The sequence below is a fragment of the Sphingobium sp. WR1 genome (assembly GCF_059693745.1).
This window is the reverse complement of the sequence record NZ_JCATID010000007.1, coordinates 187,939-203,069: the sequence shown is the minus strand read 5'-3', so window position 1 is coordinate 203,069 and position 15,131 is coordinate 187,939. Positions and strand designations below refer to the sequence as shown.

Here is a 15,131-nt window from a genome sequence, read left to right as displayed (position 1 = left end):
CGCGCCGGATAAGGAGAGGAAGAGAATGCGGGTCGCGATTGCGCTGCTGTTGGGAACCAGCCTGGCCCTGTCGGCCTGTGGCAAGGGCACAAGCCAGAACAGGAGCGCCACATCCTCCGCGACGGGGGGCGTGGATGCCGCCCGGATCATTGCGGCCAATCCGGCCGAATGGCTGTCGACCGGCCGCACCTATGACGAGCAGCGCTTCAGCCCGCTCAGTGCGATCAATCAGGACACGATCGGCAAGCTCGGCCTTGCTTGGTCCGCCGACATGGACAGCAATCGCGGGCAGGAAGCGACGCCCCTTTTCATCGACGGCATTCTCTATGTCTCCACCGCCTGGAGCATGGTGAAGGCCTATGATGCGCGCAGCGGCAAGCTGCTCTGGTCCTATGACCCGCAGGTGCCGCGCGATACGTTGGTCAAGGCCTGCTGCGACGCGGTCAATCGCGGCGTGGCGGCGTGGGGCGACAGGATTTTCGTCGGCACGTTGGACGGCCGCCTGATCGCCATCGACCGCAAGAGCGGCAAGCCGGTCTGGAGCGTCGTCACCCTCGACCAGACGAAAAATTACACCATCACCGGCGCGCCGCGTGTGGTGAACGGGCTGGTCATCATCGGCAATGGCGGCGCGGAATTCGGCGCGCGCGGCTATGTCGCCGCCTATGACGCCGATACCGGCAAGGAACGCAGGAAATTCTACACCGTCCCGGCCCAGCCCGGCACCGAGAAGGAACCCGACTATCTGAAGAAAGCCGCCACGACATGGTATGGCCAATGGTGGAAACAGGGTGGCGGCGGTACGGTGTGGGACGCCATGGCCTATGACCCGGACCTCGACCTTCTTTATATCGGCGTCGGCAATGGATCGCCCTGGAACCAGGCCTATCGGTCGGAGGGCAAGGGCGACAATCTCTATCTTTCGTCGATCGTCGCGGTCCATGCGAAGACCGGCGAATATGCCTGGCATTATCAGACCACGCCCGGCGATAGCTGGGACTTCACCGCCACCCAGCATATCATGCTCGCCGACATCGAATTGAACGGACAGAAGCGCAAGGTGCTGATGCAGGCGCCCAAGAACGGCTTCTTCTACCTGCTCGACCGCACCGATGGAAAGCTGCTGTCGGCGAAGAATTTCGTGCCGGTCAACTGGGCCAGCGGCATCGACATGAAGACTGGCCGCCCGATCGAAAATCCGCAGGCGCGCTACTACAGGACCGGCAAGCCCTTCATCGGGTCGCCCGGCGCGACCGGCGCGCATAGCTGGCACCCCATGGCCTTCGATCCGAAAAGCCGGACCGTCTTCATCCCCGCCAATCTCGCCGCCTTCCCCTATATCCCGGAAAAGGGATGGAAGGCGAACAGGCTGGGCTTTAATGTCGGCGTCGATATCGCCGCCGCCGCCATGCCTGCCGACTTGGGCGTCCGCGACGCGGCGCTGAAGGCGACCACCGGCGCGCTCATCGCCTGGGACCCGGTCGCGCAAAAGGAACGCTGGCGCGTCTCCTACAAGGGGCCGTGGAATGGCGGGCTGCTGGCTACTGGCGGCGACCTGGTGTTTCAGGGGACGGCGACCGGCGATTTCAACGCTTACGCCACGAAGGACGGGCGCAAGCTCTGGTCCTTCCCGGCGCAGACCGGGATCGTCGCCGCGCCGATCAGCTATGAGCTGGACGGCCAGCAATATGTGGCGGTAATGGCCGGCTGGGGCGGCGTCTGGGCGCTGGCGCCGGGCATCCTCTCCGACAAGAGCGGACCCAGCCGCAACATCAGTCGCCTGCTCGTCTTCAAGCTGGACGGCAAGGCGACGCTGCCCGCGCCCCCGCCGCTGTCGCAAATGCCGCTCGACCCGCCGCCCTCCACCGCCAGCGCGGCGGACATCGCGGCGGGCGGGGCGCGGTTCGGCCGCTATTGCAGCACCTGCCATGGCGACGCCGCGATCGGCGGCAGCATCGTCCCCGACCTGCGCCGCAGCGCGGCCCTGAACGACAAGGCCACATGGCGGATGATCGTGCATGACGGCGCGCTCAAGGATAATGGCATGGTCAGCTTCGCGCCGATCTTCTCAGCCGCGGAGATCGACACCATTCGCGCCTATGTCATCCACCGCGCCAATGAGGACAAGACATTGGAAAGCGCCGCCAATGCCCGTTGATCCCACCAAAATCCTCGCCATCGACGTCCATGTCCATGCCGAGGTGTCCTGCCACGACCCCGAAGACCCGGTGATGGCCAAATTTTTCGACGCCGCCTCCGCCTATTTCAAGGCGGATCGCAAGCGGCCGACCATCCCCGAGACGATCGCTTATTATCGGCAGCAGAATATCGCCTTCTGCCTGTTCACAGTGGATTGCGAGAGCGGCATCGGCGCGAAGCGGATCAGCAATTATGAGGTGGCGGAACTGGCCGCCAATGACAGCGACATCGTCATCCCCTTCGCCTCGATCGATCCGCGCAAGGGCAAATATGGCGCGCGCGAGGCCCGCGATCTCATTAAGAATTATGGGGTCAAGGGCTTCAAATTTCACGGCATCATGCAGGATTGCCACCCGGCCGACCGGGTCGCCTATCCCATCTATGAAGTGATCGCCGAATATAAGCTCCCGGCCATCTTCCACACCGGCCACTCGGGCATGGGCACGGGGATGCGGGGCGGCGGCGGGGTGCGGTTGAAATATGGCCAGCCGATCCTGGTCGATGATGTCGCGGTCGACTTTCCCGACATGAAGATCATCCTCGCCCATCCTGGCTGGCCATGGACCGACGAAAGCCTGTCGATGGCGCTGCACAAGGACAATGTCTTCATGGACCTGTCCGGCTGGTCGCCCAGATATTTCCCGAAACAGGTGATCCAGTACGCCAACACACAGCTTAGACATAAGATGCTGTTCGGCTCCGACTGGCCGCTGATCCGCCCGGAAAAATGGATCGACGCCGCCCGCGAGGCGGGCTTTCGCGAAGAGGTGTTGCCGCTCATCATGAAGGATAATGCGGTCAAGCTGCTCGGATTGGGTTAGCGACCGTCCGCCCGGATCATTCGCGCCCTGTCGGCCCATGCCCGGTCGAGGCTGTACCTCATGGTGCTGGACAGCAAAGGGCCGGGCGCTAAAGGTCGTTGCACAGGCGTTATCCGGGGCGGCCCATGCATTCGATGCAATATTTCGAACTTCTCGTGGCGATGCTGCTGGCCATCATCGCGCTTCATTATGCGGCGCACAGGCTGGGCTTGCCGCCCGCGGTCGCGCTGCTGGCGGGCGGCTCGCTGCTCGCTTTCCTGCCGGGGCTGCCGGTCATCTCGCTCGATCCCGAACTGGTGCTGGTCATCTTCCTGCCGCCGCTGCTGATGGATGGCGCCTGGTTCATCGCGCTGGGCCATTTGAAGCGCCACCTGCTCGGCATCATGTCGCTGGCGGTGGGGGCCGTGCTGTTCACCACGCTGGTCGTGGCCGTAACCGTCCACATGCTGATGCCGTCCCTCCCCTGGGCGGCCTGCGCCGCTCTGGGCGCCATCGTCTCGCCGCCCGACGCCGTGTCTGCGCGCGCGGTGCTGCAACGGGTGAAGCTGCCCCGCCGACTTTCGATCCTGCTGGAGGGCGAAAGCCTGCTGAACGACGCCGCCGGCCTCGTCCTCTTCCGCTTCGCCATCGCCGCCGGGCTGACCGGCACATTCTCGGCTGTCGATGCGCTTGGCAGCTTTCTGGGCCTGCTGATCGGCGGCCTGCTGGTCGGCGGAGCGATCGGCGCGGCCTGGGTGCTGCTCGTCCGGCGGCTGGGCGACGAATATCTGATGATCGCCTCCTCCATGCTGGTGCCCTGGGCGGCCTATCTGCTGGGCGAGACATTCCATGTGTCCGGCGTGATCGCGACCGTCGCGGCCGGCCTTATCTGCGGCTGGTATCAGCATGTCGTCTTTTCCGCCTCGGTGCGGATGCGCGGCACCTCTTTCTGGACGGTCATGATCTTCCTGATGGAAGCGACCGTCTTCATGCTGATCGGATCGTCGCTGCGCGGCGTGGTGGAGCGCGTCGGCGGGTTCGGCGTGGTGCTGGACAAGATGGCGGTGCCGGTCCTCATCATCCTGGCGACGCTGACGGTCGCGCGCTTCGCCTGGGTGTTCGGATCGGATGCGCTTCTTCGCCTGCTCCGCGCCATGGGCCTGCCCCATCGCGCGCCGTTGGGCGCCGCCCGCTCCACCGTGCTGAGCTGGGCCGGGATGCGCGGCGTGGTGACGCTGGCGGTCGCGCTCAGCGTGCCGGAGGATTTCCCCGGCCGCGATTTCATGCTGGTCGCCGCCTTCGGCGTCATCCTCGGCACCGTCCTCATCCAGGGCATGACGCTTGGCCCGCTCATCCGCCGGCTCGGCCTCAGCGAGGCGGAGCATGAACGTCCCCGGATGACCATGAGCCAGGCGGAAGCCGCCATGGCGCAGGCCCAGATCAAGCGGGTCGAAGCCATCGCCTATGATGCGGACGGCACACTGATTCATCCGCAATTGCTCGCCCGCTATCAGAAACGGGCGGAAATCTCGGTCGATTATGCGGGAAGGGAAGATCGCTACACCGACCGCATTCAGGCGCATTTCGACGTCGTGCTGGAGGCGATCGCAGCTGGGCGCGCCGAATTACTGCGCCTCCATCGCGCGGGAGACATTGACGAGCATGTGTTCCAGGAACTGGAGCGCGACCTCGATCTGGAGGAACTGAGCGCCCTGTCCGCCAAGGCGTAACGATCCTGTCGCACGCCTGTCGCCCTCGCCTCCCGATCGTGGACGCCCTATGCGCCTCGACCCGTCGGAATATTTGCACGCCATGCTGCACCTGCCATGGCGCGGTCATCGATCGATCCTACTTCCCGCAACATGAATATCGGTTCATATTTCCGTCTCGAAGGGGTTCTGCTCGCCGGAGCGGTCGGCCTCTATGTTCAGGCGCGCGACGGTGCGCTCTGGGATATCGGCAGGCTCAAGGATGTTGGGCATCTGCTCCAGAGCAATGTGATGGTCGAAGGCATCAGAACCGGTGCAGAAACAATCGCGGTGAACTGGATCGAAGCCATTGATCCCATCCATCAGGCGCTTAACGGGATCAGCGTGTAAGGCCTGCAAGCACGAGATTAATGCCATGAAAACCAAGACAATAAAAAGCCTGCTCCATTAAAAGCTCTTTCGTTTATCCCGAAAGTTATCGGATATAGGCTCATGTCCGAACAATGAGGATATGCGTCATGCCGCCCAGAACCTGGCCCGTCGCTTGGCCCATGGACGAACGCCTGTGACCGATGGCGCCGGACCAGCGGAGGCAGCCGCCCGTTTCCCTCTTCCCGATTATGCGGCGGCGCAGTTCGACCTCGTCGATCCGCCCGAATGCGATATGGTGATGAAGGGCGGGATCACGTCGGGGATCGTCTATCCTTATGCGATCCTGGAAATCGCCACCAAATATCGCTTCCGTTCGCTGGGCGGGACGTCGGCCGGCGCCATCGCCGCCGCCTTTGCCGCCGCCGCCGAATATGGCCGACGCAGCGGGCGCAAGGACAGTTTCCTGCTGCTCAAACGCTATAGCGACGAACTGCCCGACAAGCTGCTGTCGCTGTTTCAGCCAAGCCCGCCCCTGCTTCCCGCCGTCGACGTCGCCAAATCCATGATCCGCGCCGGTGGCGTGCGTCCGCTGGTCGGCCGCATCCTGCGCCACGCCATCGCGCCCGCCGCCGCATCGGCCGCCTTGCTGGGCATACCCTCCTGGCTGCTCGACACGGGGCTTTATGCGACGATATTGGCGAGCCTGCTCGGCGCTCTGGTCGGCGGCGGCGCAGGCGCGTTTTTGTGGGCACGCCGCGCCCTGCTACGCCCGTTGCTCGATGCCTGGCGCGATCTTCCCGACCAGGATTTCGGCTTCTGCACCGGGAAGACGCAGCCGGGCCATGACGGTCCGGCGCTGACCGACTGGATATATGGCGCGCTCCAGCATATCGCCTTTGGCGATCCCGCGCATGGCAAGCCGCTTACCTTCGGCGACCTGCTTGATGCGCCCGCAGGAACGGCGCCGATCGACCTCAAGGTCGTCACCACCAACCTGTCCATGCGCCGGCCGCACACCCTGCCCCGCCTTGGCATGGCCGCCGCCTTCCTCCCCGACCATTGGGACCGGCTGTTTCCCAAAGCGGTCATGGACTATCTCTATGGGGGCGGAACCAAAGCTTGGCAGCGCCATGACAAAGCCTGGCTCTTCCCGCGCGAGCAGAATCTTCCCGTGGTCATCGCCGTGCGCATGAGCCTCAGCTTCCCGCTGCTCTTCACCGCCGTCCCGCTGCTCATCAAGGATCGCGAACTTCCCTCGATCATCGGCAGCCTGGGCGGCGAAGCGTCGGGCGCCGTCCGCACCGCGCATTTCTCCGACGGCGGGATCAGCAGCAATTTCCCGATCCATATCTTCGACAACTGGCTGCCGACCCGGCCCACCTTCGCCTTCAGCCTGGACGAACTGATGATCGAAGGGGACGCCGTCAACAGCCTGGCGCATCGCGTAATGCTGCCCGAAACGACGGCGCAGGGCATGGGCGTGCCGGTCAAGCCGCTCCGCACCCTGCCGGATTTCGCCTGGCAGATCCTCAATTCCGCGAAGGATTGGCAGGATCAACTCCTGTCCGAACTGACGGGCCAGCGGGAACGCATCGCCCGCATCTTCCTGACCGACAGGGAAGGCGGCCTCAATCTGGACATGCCGCCCGAAATATCCCGCAGCCTCATGCATTGGGGGTGGCAGGCGGGGCGCAAATTCACCGAAGGCGACTTCGACTTTGACGAGCATAGATGGCGGCGGCTGCTGGTCCTCTACCGGCATCTCGAACAGAATCTCGCCACCATGGACGCGGTGTGGAAGGGCGGCTTCGAACAATGGTATGAGGGCTATGCGCCGGTCGCCCGCAGCTACAAGGATTTGTCGCAGACCGACCGGAAACGCATCGCCGCCCATATCCGCGCGCTGCTCGCGGCCGAGCAAAGCAGCGAAGGGGATATCGTCGGGGCCGATCGGAAATTTCCGCGCAAGGCGGGCGTCCTCAAGGTTTCGCCCAAATATTGAAGGGATGGCATTTCCTTGACGGTGTGGACCCATGTGAAGTCATCACATTTTAGAGTCGGATGACATCAGGTCGACTTACCTCGTCATTGCGAGCGCAGCGAAGCAATCCAATGGCACCCCCTATGGATTGCTTCGCTGCGCTCGCAATGACGATTCAAACAAAAGTCATCCTGCTATAAGGCCTGGCGATGGTTCGCCGCCGGGAAATTATCGCTCTAACAGCCTGTCGGCCAGGGATTCACGCGCCTGCCAGCCGCGTTGCTCCAGTTCGGGCATGTCGGACGGTTCGGCCGGATGACCGATGCACAGCAACGCCATCAGCGTCCACTGGTCCGGCACGTCGAGCATCGCCGCGACGGTGACGGGATCGACGATCGACACCCAGCCAAGGCCGATGCCCCGCGCCCGCGCCGCCAGCCATAATGTATGGATCGCCATGACGGTCGAATAGCGCAGCATTTCCGGCATGGTCGCGATGCCCAGGCCATGGCCCGCTTCCGGGTGATCGTCCGAGAAGACCGCAAGCAGTTCGGGCGCCTCACGCAGGCCATGCAGCTTGAGCGAGAGATAATGCGCCCGTTGCGCTTCGTCATGATAGCGGTCCGCCGCGACATGGCTTTGCCCGTCCACATGATCGGCGATGGCGTTCCGCAATGCGGGCGAGCGCACGCGCACCAGTCGCCAGGGCTGGGCATTGCCGACCGATGGCGCGAGGCTCATGCTGGCGAACAGCGCATCCAGCACGTCTTCGGCCACGGCATCGGTCCGAAAATGCCGCACGTCGCGCCGCCAGTGCATCAACGCATCGAGCTGCGCAACGAACGCCGCGTCGAACCGGGGCGGCGGTCCGCTCAATATTCGATGCCCTTCTGGGCCTTCACCCCGGACCGGAAGGGATGCTTGACCATCACCATATCGGTGACGAGGTCGGCCGCTTCGACCAACCTGTCCGGCGCATTGCGGCCGGTGATGATCACATGCTTCATCGCATCCCGCTCCGTCACGGCCGCCAGCACTTCGTCCAGCGGCAGATAATCATAGCGTAACACGATGTTGAGTTCGTCGGCCAGCACCATGTCATAGGCGGGATCGGCGATCATCCGCTTCACTTCCTCCCAGGCCTCGCGCGCCACCGCGACGTCGCGCGCGCGGTCCTGCGTGTTCCAGGTGAAGCCCTCCCCCATCGGCTTGAATGCGACATTGTCGGGAAAGGCGTCGAACACCGCCTTCTCGCCGGTGGCCATCGCCCCTTTCACGAACTGGACGACGCCGACCTTCATGCCATGTCCGATGGCGCGCACGACCATGCCCAGCGCCGCGCTGGTCTTGCCCTTGCCCTTGCCCGTATGGACGATCAGCAGCCCTTTTTCCTGCGTCTTGTTGGCCATGATTTTGGCCTGCGCCGCCTGCTTCTTGCGCATCTTCTCGCTATGGCGCGCTTCGTCGACCTGCGTCATCCTCTTTCCTTCCGCATCAGATAGACATCCATGATCCAGCCGTGCCGCGCCCGCAGCGCCGCGCGCCGCTCGACGATGTGCGGGCCGACGACCGCCAATTCTCCCGCGATCAACACCTGCTGCGCCATGCCGAGATAGGCGCCCCACCAGATGCGCAGGCCCGACGGATCGAGCGCCTCGAAGGCGCAGCCGCCATCCAGCATCACCGCGACGCTGTCCGCCTGCGCCGGCCAGCCATGGTCGCGGAGCTGGCGCCCGGTGGTGATGACGACCGGCGCGGCCAATGCGTTCAGCGCGATGGCATGGGCGGCCGTCAGCGCGTGCAGGCTGCTGATCCCCGGCACGACGGTCACGCGCATATCCAAGCCCCGCGCACGCAGCCGATCGGCGATCCGCAAACTGCTGTCATAGAGCGACGGATCGCCCCAGACGAGCAGGGCGAGCTTGCCCCCTTCCGGCAGATGCGCGGCGATCTGCGCCGTCCAGCACGCCGCGATTGCGTCGTGCCAATCCTGCACCGCGCCCAGATAATCGCTCTGTTGGCGACGGACGGGCAGGTCGAATTCGACCAGCCGGGTGGCGCCCGTCAGGACCTGCGCGCATATCTCCCGGCGCACGGCGATCAGGTCCGTCTTCTCCTCCCCCTTGCGGGGCAGCAGGATCAGGTCGGCCGCGTTCATCGCCCGGATCGCCGCCAGCGTGAGTTGCTCCGGATCGCCCGTGCCGATGCCGATCAGGGTGAGGTCGATCATGCGGGCGCGATCATGTGGAAGAAGGTGCCGGTCGCGCATCCGCGCCGCGATCCGGTTTCGGCGACCGCGACGCCATCGGCATCGGTGACATGCGCCAGCGGCGCATCAGGCTGGTCGAGGATAGTCGAATAATGGAACTCATGCCCGCGCAGCACCGTCCCCGCCGCCATGCCGCCGACGGACGCCAGCAGCGTGGCATGGCGATAACCCAGATGCATCCGGCGCTGGGCGTAGCTGGTGACAAGCCCGAGCAGGCCCGCCATGGCGTGCCGCTGCCCCTCCTTATCGATCAGCGCATCGCCCAACACCATGTAACCGCCGCACTCTCCATGCACCGGCCGCGTTTCGGCATGGCGGCGCAGCCCCGCCAGGAAGCGCGACGCGGCCGCGATCCGCCCGGCATGGAGTTCGGGATAGCCGCCCGGCAGCCAGACCAGATCGGCATCGGCCGCCGGCGCGTCGTCGGCCAATGGAGAGAAGGGCAGGATCTCCGCCCCGGCGCGGCGCCAGCCTTCCAGCAGATGCGGATAGGTGAAGGAAAAGGCCGCGTCCCGCGCCAGCGCGATGCGCTGCGCCGGCGGCCGTGGCAGGCCGGTCGGCACTCCACCGCCCTGCCCCGCCACCGCCTGCCGGATCGCAGCCAGATCGGCATGATCGCGCAGGAACGCCGCATAGTCGGCTATGGCCCGATCCAGATCGGGATGCTCCACCGCCTGCACCAGCCCCAGATGCCGCTCCGGCAGGGTCAGGTCGCCACGCCGCGGCAGCGCCCCCAGCACGCAGATGCCGGCCGCCTCCATCCCCCGGCGCACCAGCCGCTCATGGCGCGGGCTGGCGACGCGGTTCAGGATCACCCCGGCAAGGGGCAGGCCGGGATCGAAGCGGGCGAAACCCAATGCCGTCGCCGCGGCCGACTGGGCCTGACCCGATACGTCGACGACCAGCACCACCGGCCATCCCATGCGCCGGGCAATGTCGGCGCTGGCGCCATGGCCGGTCCCACCGATGCTCGCCACGCCGTCATACAGGCCCATCGACCCTTCGGCGATGACCATATCCGCCCCACTCGCCTCGCCCGCGATGGCGTCGATCAGGCCGGGCGCCATCGCCCAGCTGTCGAGGTTGAAGGACGCCCTGCCGCAGGCGGCGCGGTGGAAGGCGGTATCGATATAGTCCGGCCCGCTCTTGAACGGCTGGAGGGTGAGGCCATCCTCGCTGAGCGCGCGCAGCAGCCCCAGCATGACCGTGGTCTTGCCCGTGCCGGAGGCCGGCGCGGCGATCATCAGGCCGGGAACCGTCATTCCTCCACTCCCGCAAAACGTGAGTCCGCCGATTGCGGCCGGAACCGCCGGTCATAGTCCGGGGCATAGAGGCTGCTCTCGCCGAAATCTTCCGCCGCCAGCACCTGTCCGACCAGGATCAGGGCGGTCCGTTCCATGCTGTCCGCCACAGCCTGCCCGATGGTGGAAAGCGTCGCGCGCACGATCCTCTGGTCGGGCCAGCTCGCCCGCCACACCACCGCCACCGGACAGTCCGGCCCATGGGTCGGCAGCAGGTCCGCCACTACCTGCGCCAGATTATGGATCGACAGATGCACCGCCAGCGTCGCGCCGGTGGCGCCGAAGGCGGCCAGCGTTTCGGCCGACGGCATGGCGCTGGCGCGGCCCGGCGTGCGGGTCAGCACCAGCGACTGGGCAAGGCCGGGCAGGGTCAGTTCCGCCTCCAGCGCGGCGGCAGCGGCGGCGAAGGCGGGCACGCCCGGCGTCACGTCATAGGGGATGCCCAGCGCGCGCAGCCGCCGCAACTGCTCGCCCATGGCGGACCAGACCGACAGGTCGCCCGAATGCAGCCGCGCCACATCCTGCCCGGCGGCATGGGCGGCCGCCATTTCGGCGATGATCTCGTCGAGTGAAAGCGGCGCGCTGTTCACGATCCGCGCCCCCGGCGGGCAATGGTCGAGCAGCGCCTGCGGCACCAGCGAGCCCGCATAAAGGCACAGGGGGGATCCGGCGATGAGGTCGCGGCCGCGCAGGGTCAGGAGGTCGGGCGCGCCGGGACCGGCGCCGATGAAATGGATGGTCATATGTCCGGTCCTCTGGCGATGGCGCAGGTCGCCATCCGGTCGGGAGAGATGAAACGGCGCGCGATGAGCGACGCGCCGGGTCCGGCCGCCGCCAGCGCCGCCGCCTCGCTCACGCTGCCCACGCCGCGCGCGTTCAGGCTGGCGGTCGATCGGGTCGGCGTCTCGACGGTGGAAAGCGCATCGGGCGTGATGCCGGCCAGCGGGACGCCGAGATCCCGCGCCAGCGGCGCGAGCGCGGGCAATTTGTCCATAGGGGCTGCGAGCAGGGTCACGGGCGGCAAGCCGCGCTGCGCGCCCGCCAGCGCCGCGCGAAGCGACGCCTCCGCCGCACCGGCGCGGAAGCCGAAACCCGCGACGATCATAGCGTCACGCTCCACTGGACCAGCGGATAGCTGGCGCGCCAGCCGCGCCGTGACCCGATCGGCGCTGCCTCGGCCAGGTCGATCCGCAGCAAATGGCCGCCTCTCTTCGCCTGCCAGCGCGCGAGCAGGGCTTCCGATTCCAGCGTCACGGCATTGGCGACCAGCCGCCGTCCGGCGGGAAGGCGCGCGCACAGCGCCTCCAGCAGTTCCTCCGACAGGCCCCCGCCGATGAAAATGGCGTCGGGCACGCCCTCGGGCAGCCGGTCCGGCGCGCGTCCGATCATCAGCGCGATCCGGTCGACACCCAGCGCGGCCGCATTGGCCGCCACCCGTGCCGCGCGAACCGGATCGGCTTCCAGCGCCACGACGCGATTGGCGGGATGGGCGAGCAGCCATTCGATCCCGATCGATCCCGACCCCGCGCCGATATCCCACAGCAATTCTCCGGGTCGGGGCGCCAGCGACGACAGGGTCAGCGCCCGCACCGGCCGCTTGCTGATCTGTCCGTCATGATCGAACCAGTCGTCCGCCAGACCGGACGCGCAGGGCAGCACTTTGCCTCCTCCGGCACAATCGATCCCGACGGCGACCGGATGCGCCACATCGTCCAATGTCATCGCATCGGCGCGCACCGACCGGACCCGTTCGCGCGGCCCTCCCAGCGCCTCCATCACATGAAGCATCGAAGGGCCGAAGCCGTTTTCGGTCAGATAGGCCGCCACCTCGCCCAGCGCCGCGCCGTCGCGGAGCAGCGCCACGATCCGGCGGCCCGTCGCCAGATACGGTCGCAGCCGCGTGACGGGTGCTGCGTGCAGCGCCACACAGGCCATATCCTGCACCGACCAGCCCAGCCGCGCCGCCGCCAGGGAGAAAGTGGGCGGCGCGGGATGCGCCACCCATTCCGTCGGGGCCAGATGTTGGGCAATGACACCACCCGCCCCGAACCAGAAGGGATCGCCCGACGCCAGCGCCACCACGCGCCGCCCGCGCTCCACCAGCAGTAACGGGATGCCGTCGGCGAAGGGGACTGGCCATTCCACCGTCCGCCCCCTATGCTCGCCCAGCAGCGCAAGATGTCGGGCCGGTCCCATGACCAGGCCCGCCGCGTCGATCGCCGCACGGGCCGGCGCACCCAGCCCGTCCCATCCATCCTCGCCGATGCCGACGATTGTCAGCCATGGCTGTGCCGGACTCTCAGCCATGCGCCACATCCTCATCCTGGGCGGCACCACCGAAGCCAGTGCTCTTGCGCGCCTGCTCGCCGACCGGGGAGAGCGGGCGATGCTGAGCTATGCCGGCCGCGTGGATCATCCGCGCGCCCAGCCCGTGCCGGTGCGCGTGGGGGGCTTTGGCGGGGTGGAAGGACTGACGGACTATCTGCGCGCCGAAGGGATCACCCATCTGGTCGACGCCACCCACCCCTTCGCCGCGACCATGAGCGCTCATGCGGTAGCGGCGGCGCGGGAGGCGGGCATCGCCCATGTGGCGCTGACACGCCCCGCCTGGACCGCGACGACCGGCGACAGATGGACGCATGTGCCTGACCTCGCCGGCGCGATCGCCGCGCTCGACGGTCCCGCCCGCCGCATCATGCTGGCGCTCGGCCGGATGCACGCCGATGCTTTCGCGGCGCAGCCCCGGCATTTCTATCTCCTGCGGTTCGTCGATTCGCCGACCGTGCCGCCGACCCTTCCGCATCACCATCTGGTCATTGATCGCGGTCCCTTCGACGTGGAAGGCGACACGCGGCTGATCCAGACCCATGGCATCGACCTCATCCTCTGCAAGAATGCGGGCGGCGCGGGCGCGCAGGCCAAGCTGATCGCGGCGCGCGACCTCGGTCTGCCGGTGCTGATGATCGATCGCCCACGCTTGCCCGACCGGCGGGAACTGCACGATCCGCAGCATGTCCTCCATTGGCTGGATCATGGCGCAGACCTCGGCGTGTAGAGGATCGGCGCAACGGCGCGGGAAATGATCCGCGTCAGGCTCGACCCGACGATCACCACCGTACGCATGTCGGCCATGTCCGGCGTCGCCTGCGACAGGGGGACAATGCGAAGCTGCTCCTCCGGCGTCGATACCGCCCGCGCGAACAGAACCGGCCGATCGTCCCCGCTGGCGTCGCGCAGCAGATCGAGGGCGCGCGCGAACCCCTCCGGCCGCGCTTTCGATCGGGGATTGTAGAGGGCGATGGCGAAGTCCGCCTCGACCGCCAGCCGCAACCGCCTCTCCACCAGCGCCCAGGGCTTGAGGTTGTCCGACAGGTTGATCGCACAGAAATCATGGCCCAGCGGCGCGCCTGCGCGTGCGCTGGCCGCCAGCATCGCGGTGATGCCGGGCAACACCCTGATATCGAGATCGCGCCAACTCTCCGGCCCGACCTCCAGCGCCTCGAACATAGCGGCCGCCATGGCGAAGACGCCGGGATCGCCCGACGACACCACGACCACGCGGCGGCCCGAAGCCGCCATCTCCAGCGCATGGGCCGCGCGTTCACGCTCCACCCGGTTGTCCGACGGATGCAGGGTCAGCCCCTCCCGCGGCGCGACGCGCGCCACATAGGGGATATAGCCGACGACATCCGTCGCCGCCGCCAGCGCCGCCGTCACTTCGGGCGTCACCAGCGCCGCGTCCCCCGGCCCCAGACCGGCAATGGCGATCCACCCGCTCATGGCCGCCGCCCCCGGCCATGGATCAGCAGGATAGAGAAATAGGGCGTGACGCTCTCCGCTTGCGCCAGCGGCGTCACCCGTTGTTCGGGCATGGCGGCATGTTCGACCAGCCAGGCCTCGGCCTCGCGCCCGGCCGCCGCCACCGCCCGGCGCAGCTTGGGCAGGTTGCGGCCGATCTTCATCACCACCAGCGCGTCGGTATCGCCTATGCGGCGGGCCAGGTCCGCCTCCGGCAAGGTCGCCATCAGCACCGTCAGCACGTCGTCGCCCCATGTGATCGGCGTTCCGCTCGCCGTCCAGGCGCCCGCCATGCCGCTGATCCCCGGCACGATCCGCACCGGCACGACACCCGCCAGACGGCTGTGCAGATGCATGAAGGAGCCGTAGAAGAAGGGATCGCCCTCACACAGCACGACGACATCCTCCCCGCCCTGCGCCAGGGCCGTCAGCCGGTCGGTGCAATGGCTGTAGAAAGCGGAAAGACAAGCGTTATAACGTGGGTCGCTCAGCGGGATTTCGGTCGTCACCGGATATTCCATCGCGATTTCGACCGCGTCCGCGCGCAACATCCCCTCGACGATCCGCCGCGCCTGCCCCGGCCGGCCGGCCTTGCGGAAATAGGCGACATGGCGCGCGCCGCGGATCAGCCGGTCGGCGCGGACGCTCATCAGGTCTTGCGCGCCGGGGCCAAGGCCCACGCCATGGATGATGCCGGGCATG

Annotated in this window: 15 protein-coding genes; 6 read left to right on the top strand and 9 right to left on the bottom strand. The window is 66.8% G+C overall.

Features of this window, described 5'->3' with window-relative positions; translation table 11 throughout:
- Positions 1-25 precede the first annotated feature (25 nt).
- The 5 genes from AC58EF_RS11505 (at position 26) to AC58EF_RS11485 (ending at position 7,082) form a co-directional block, all read left to right on the top strand.
- Positions 26-2,158, top strand: coding sequence for a PQQ-dependent dehydrogenase, methanol/ethanol family (locus AC58EF_RS11505; protein WP_497276347.1), 2,133 nt, complete (start codon positions 26-28; stop codon positions 2,156-2,158).
- Positions 2,148-3,020 (top strand): amidohydrolase family protein, encoded by an 873-nt coding sequence (locus AC58EF_RS11500; RefSeq protein ID WP_497276345.1) that lies wholly within the window; start codon positions 2,148-2,150, stop codon positions 3,018-3,020. The genes AC58EF_RS11505 and AC58EF_RS11500 overlap by 11 nt, the downstream gene beginning before the upstream one ends.
- Positions 3,021-3,145: 125 nt before the next feature.
- A complete protein-coding gene (locus AC58EF_RS11495) occupies positions 3,146-4,729 on the top strand; it encodes a Na+/H+ antiporter (protein WP_497276343.1) in 1,584 nt (527 codons plus the stop codon).
- 96 nt (positions 4,730-4,825) lie between these two features.
- On the top strand, positions 4,826-5,098 hold the full coding sequence (locus AC58EF_RS11490) for a DUF5818 domain-containing protein (RefSeq protein WP_497276342.1): 273 nt from the start codon (positions 4,826-4,828) through the stop codon (positions 5,096-5,098).
- 121 nt (positions 5,099-5,219) lie between these two features.
- On the top strand, positions 5,220-7,082 hold the full coding sequence (locus tag AC58EF_RS11485) for a patatin-like phospholipase family protein (protein WP_497276341.1): 1,863 nt from the start codon (positions 5,220-5,222) through the stop codon (positions 7,080-7,082).
- A 207-nt stretch (positions 7,083-7,289) separates the two neighbouring features.
- On the opposite strand, the gene bluB is transcribed toward AC58EF_RS11485, so the two are convergent.
- The 7 genes from bluB to cbiE are packed head-to-tail and all read right to left on the bottom strand — an operon-like array spanning position 7,290 to position 12,938.
- Entirely contained in the window at positions 7,290-7,937 is a 648-nt protein-coding gene (bluB, locus tag AC58EF_RS11480; protein ID WP_497276340.1) for a 5,6-dimethylbenzimidazole synthase, read from the bottom strand.
- Positions 7,934-8,539, bottom strand: a complete 606-nt coding sequence (cobO, locus tag AC58EF_RS11475) for a cob(I)yrinic acid a,c-diamide adenosyltransferase (protein ID WP_497276338.1) — start codon at positions 8,537-8,539, stop codon at positions 7,934-7,936. Before cobO ends, bluB begins: the two co-directional genes overlap by 4 nt.
- On the bottom strand, positions 8,536-9,291 hold the full coding sequence (gene cobF / locus AC58EF_RS11470; protein WP_497276337.1) for a precorrin-6A synthase (deacetylating): 756 nt from the start codon (positions 9,289-9,291) through the stop codon (positions 8,536-8,538). The genes cobO and cobF overlap by 4 nt, the downstream gene beginning before the upstream one ends.
- Positions 9,288-10,592, bottom strand: coding sequence for a cobyrinic acid a,c-diamide synthase CobB (locus tag AC58EF_RS11465; RefSeq protein ID WP_497276336.1), 1,305 nt, complete (start codon positions 10,590-10,592; stop codon positions 9,288-9,290). The genes cobF and AC58EF_RS11465 overlap by 4 nt, the downstream gene beginning before the upstream one ends.
- Complete coding sequence (gene cobM, locus AC58EF_RS11460; protein WP_497276335.1) at positions 10,589-11,374, bottom strand: precorrin-4 C(11)-methyltransferase; 786 nt, start codon at positions 11,372-11,374, stop codon at positions 10,589-10,591. Before cobM ends, AC58EF_RS11465 begins: the two co-directional genes overlap by 4 nt.
- A complete protein-coding gene (locus AC58EF_RS11455; RefSeq protein WP_497276334.1) occupies positions 11,371-11,736 on the bottom strand; it encodes a cobalamin biosynthesis protein in 366 nt (121 codons plus the stop codon). The genes cobM and AC58EF_RS11455 overlap by 4 nt, the downstream gene beginning before the upstream one ends.
- A complete protein-coding gene (gene cbiE / locus AC58EF_RS11450) occupies positions 11,733-12,938 on the bottom strand; it encodes a precorrin-6y C5,15-methyltransferase (decarboxylating) subunit CbiE (RefSeq protein WP_497276333.1) in 1,206 nt (401 codons plus the stop codon). Before cbiE ends, AC58EF_RS11455 begins: the two co-directional genes overlap by 4 nt.
- Between cbiE and AC58EF_RS11445 the strand changes: the two genes are divergently transcribed.
- Positions 12,937-13,686, top strand: a complete 750-nt coding sequence (locus tag AC58EF_RS11445; protein ID WP_497276332.1) for a cobalt-precorrin-6A reductase — start codon at positions 12,937-12,939, stop codon at positions 13,684-13,686. The genes cbiE and AC58EF_RS11445 overlap by 2 nt on opposite strands.
- Here the strand turns inward: AC58EF_RS11445 and cobJ are convergent.
- Together cobJ and cobI are read right to left on the bottom strand one after the other, a co-directional pair.
- Positions 13,662-14,411 (bottom strand): precorrin-3B C(17)-methyltransferase, encoded by a 750-nt coding sequence (gene cobJ, locus AC58EF_RS11440; RefSeq protein WP_497276331.1) that lies wholly within the window; start codon positions 14,409-14,411, stop codon positions 13,662-13,664. The two genes, AC58EF_RS11445 and cobJ, sit on opposite strands and share 25 nt — an antisense overlap.
- Entirely contained in the window at positions 14,408-15,130 is a 723-nt protein-coding gene (cobI, locus tag AC58EF_RS11435) for a precorrin-2 C(20)-methyltransferase (RefSeq protein WP_497276387.1), read from the bottom strand. Before cobI ends, cobJ begins: the two co-directional genes overlap by 4 nt.
- Position 15,131 lies beyond the last annotated feature (1 nt).

Bases quoted from the DNA above. Each gene is read 5' to 3' on its own strand.
- AC58EF_RS11505 (WP_497276347.1), top strand. From the start codon at position 26: ATGCGGGTCGCGATTGCGCTGCTGTTGGGAACCAGCCTGGCCCTGTCG.
- AC58EF_RS11500 (WP_497276345.1), top strand. From the start codon at position 2,148: ATGCCCGTTGATCCCACCAAAATCCTCGCCATCGACGTCCATGTCCAT.
- AC58EF_RS11495 (WP_497276343.1), top strand. From the start codon at position 3,146: ATGCATTCGATGCAATATTTCGAACTTCTCGTGGCGATGCTGCTGGCC.
- AC58EF_RS11490 (WP_497276342.1), top strand. From the start codon at position 4,826: ATGGCGCGGTCATCGATCGATCCTACTTCCCGCAACATGAATATCGGT.
- AC58EF_RS11485 (WP_497276341.1), top strand. From the start codon at position 5,220: ATGCGTCATGCCGCCCAGAACCTGGCCCGTCGCTTGGCCCATGGACGA.
- cobO (WP_497276338.1), bottom strand. From the start codon at position 8,539: ATGACGCAGGTCGACGAAGCGCGCCATAGCGAGAAGATGCGCAAGAAG.
- cobF (WP_497276337.1), bottom strand. From the start codon at position 9,291: ATGATCGACCTCACCCTGATCGGCATCGGCACGGGCGATCCGGAGCAA.
- AC58EF_RS11465 (WP_497276336.1), bottom strand. From the start codon at position 10,592: ATGACGGTTCCCGGCCTGATGATCGCCGCGCCGGCCTCCGGCACGGGC.
- cobM (WP_497276335.1), bottom strand. From the start codon at position 11,374: ATGACCATCCATTTCATCGGCGCCGGTCCCGGCGCGCCCGACCTCCTG.
- AC58EF_RS11455 (WP_497276334.1), bottom strand. From the start codon at position 11,736: ATGATCGTCGCGGGTTTCGGCTTCCGCGCCGGTGCGGCGGAGGCGTCG.
- AC58EF_RS11445 (WP_497276332.1), top strand. From the start codon at position 12,937: ATGCGCCACATCCTCATCCTGGGCGGCACCACCGAAGCCAGTGCTCTT.
- cbiE (WP_497276333.1), bottom strand. From the start codon at position 12,938: ATGGCTGAGAGTCCGGCACAGCCATGGCTGACAATCGTCGGCATCGGC.
- cobJ (WP_497276331.1), bottom strand. From the start codon at position 14,411: ATGAGCGGGTGGATCGCCATTGCCGGTCTGGGGCCGGGGGACGCGGCG.
- cobI (WP_497276387.1), bottom strand. From the start codon at position 15,130: ATGCCCGGCATCATCCATGGCGTGGGCCTTGGCCCCGGCGCGCAAGAC.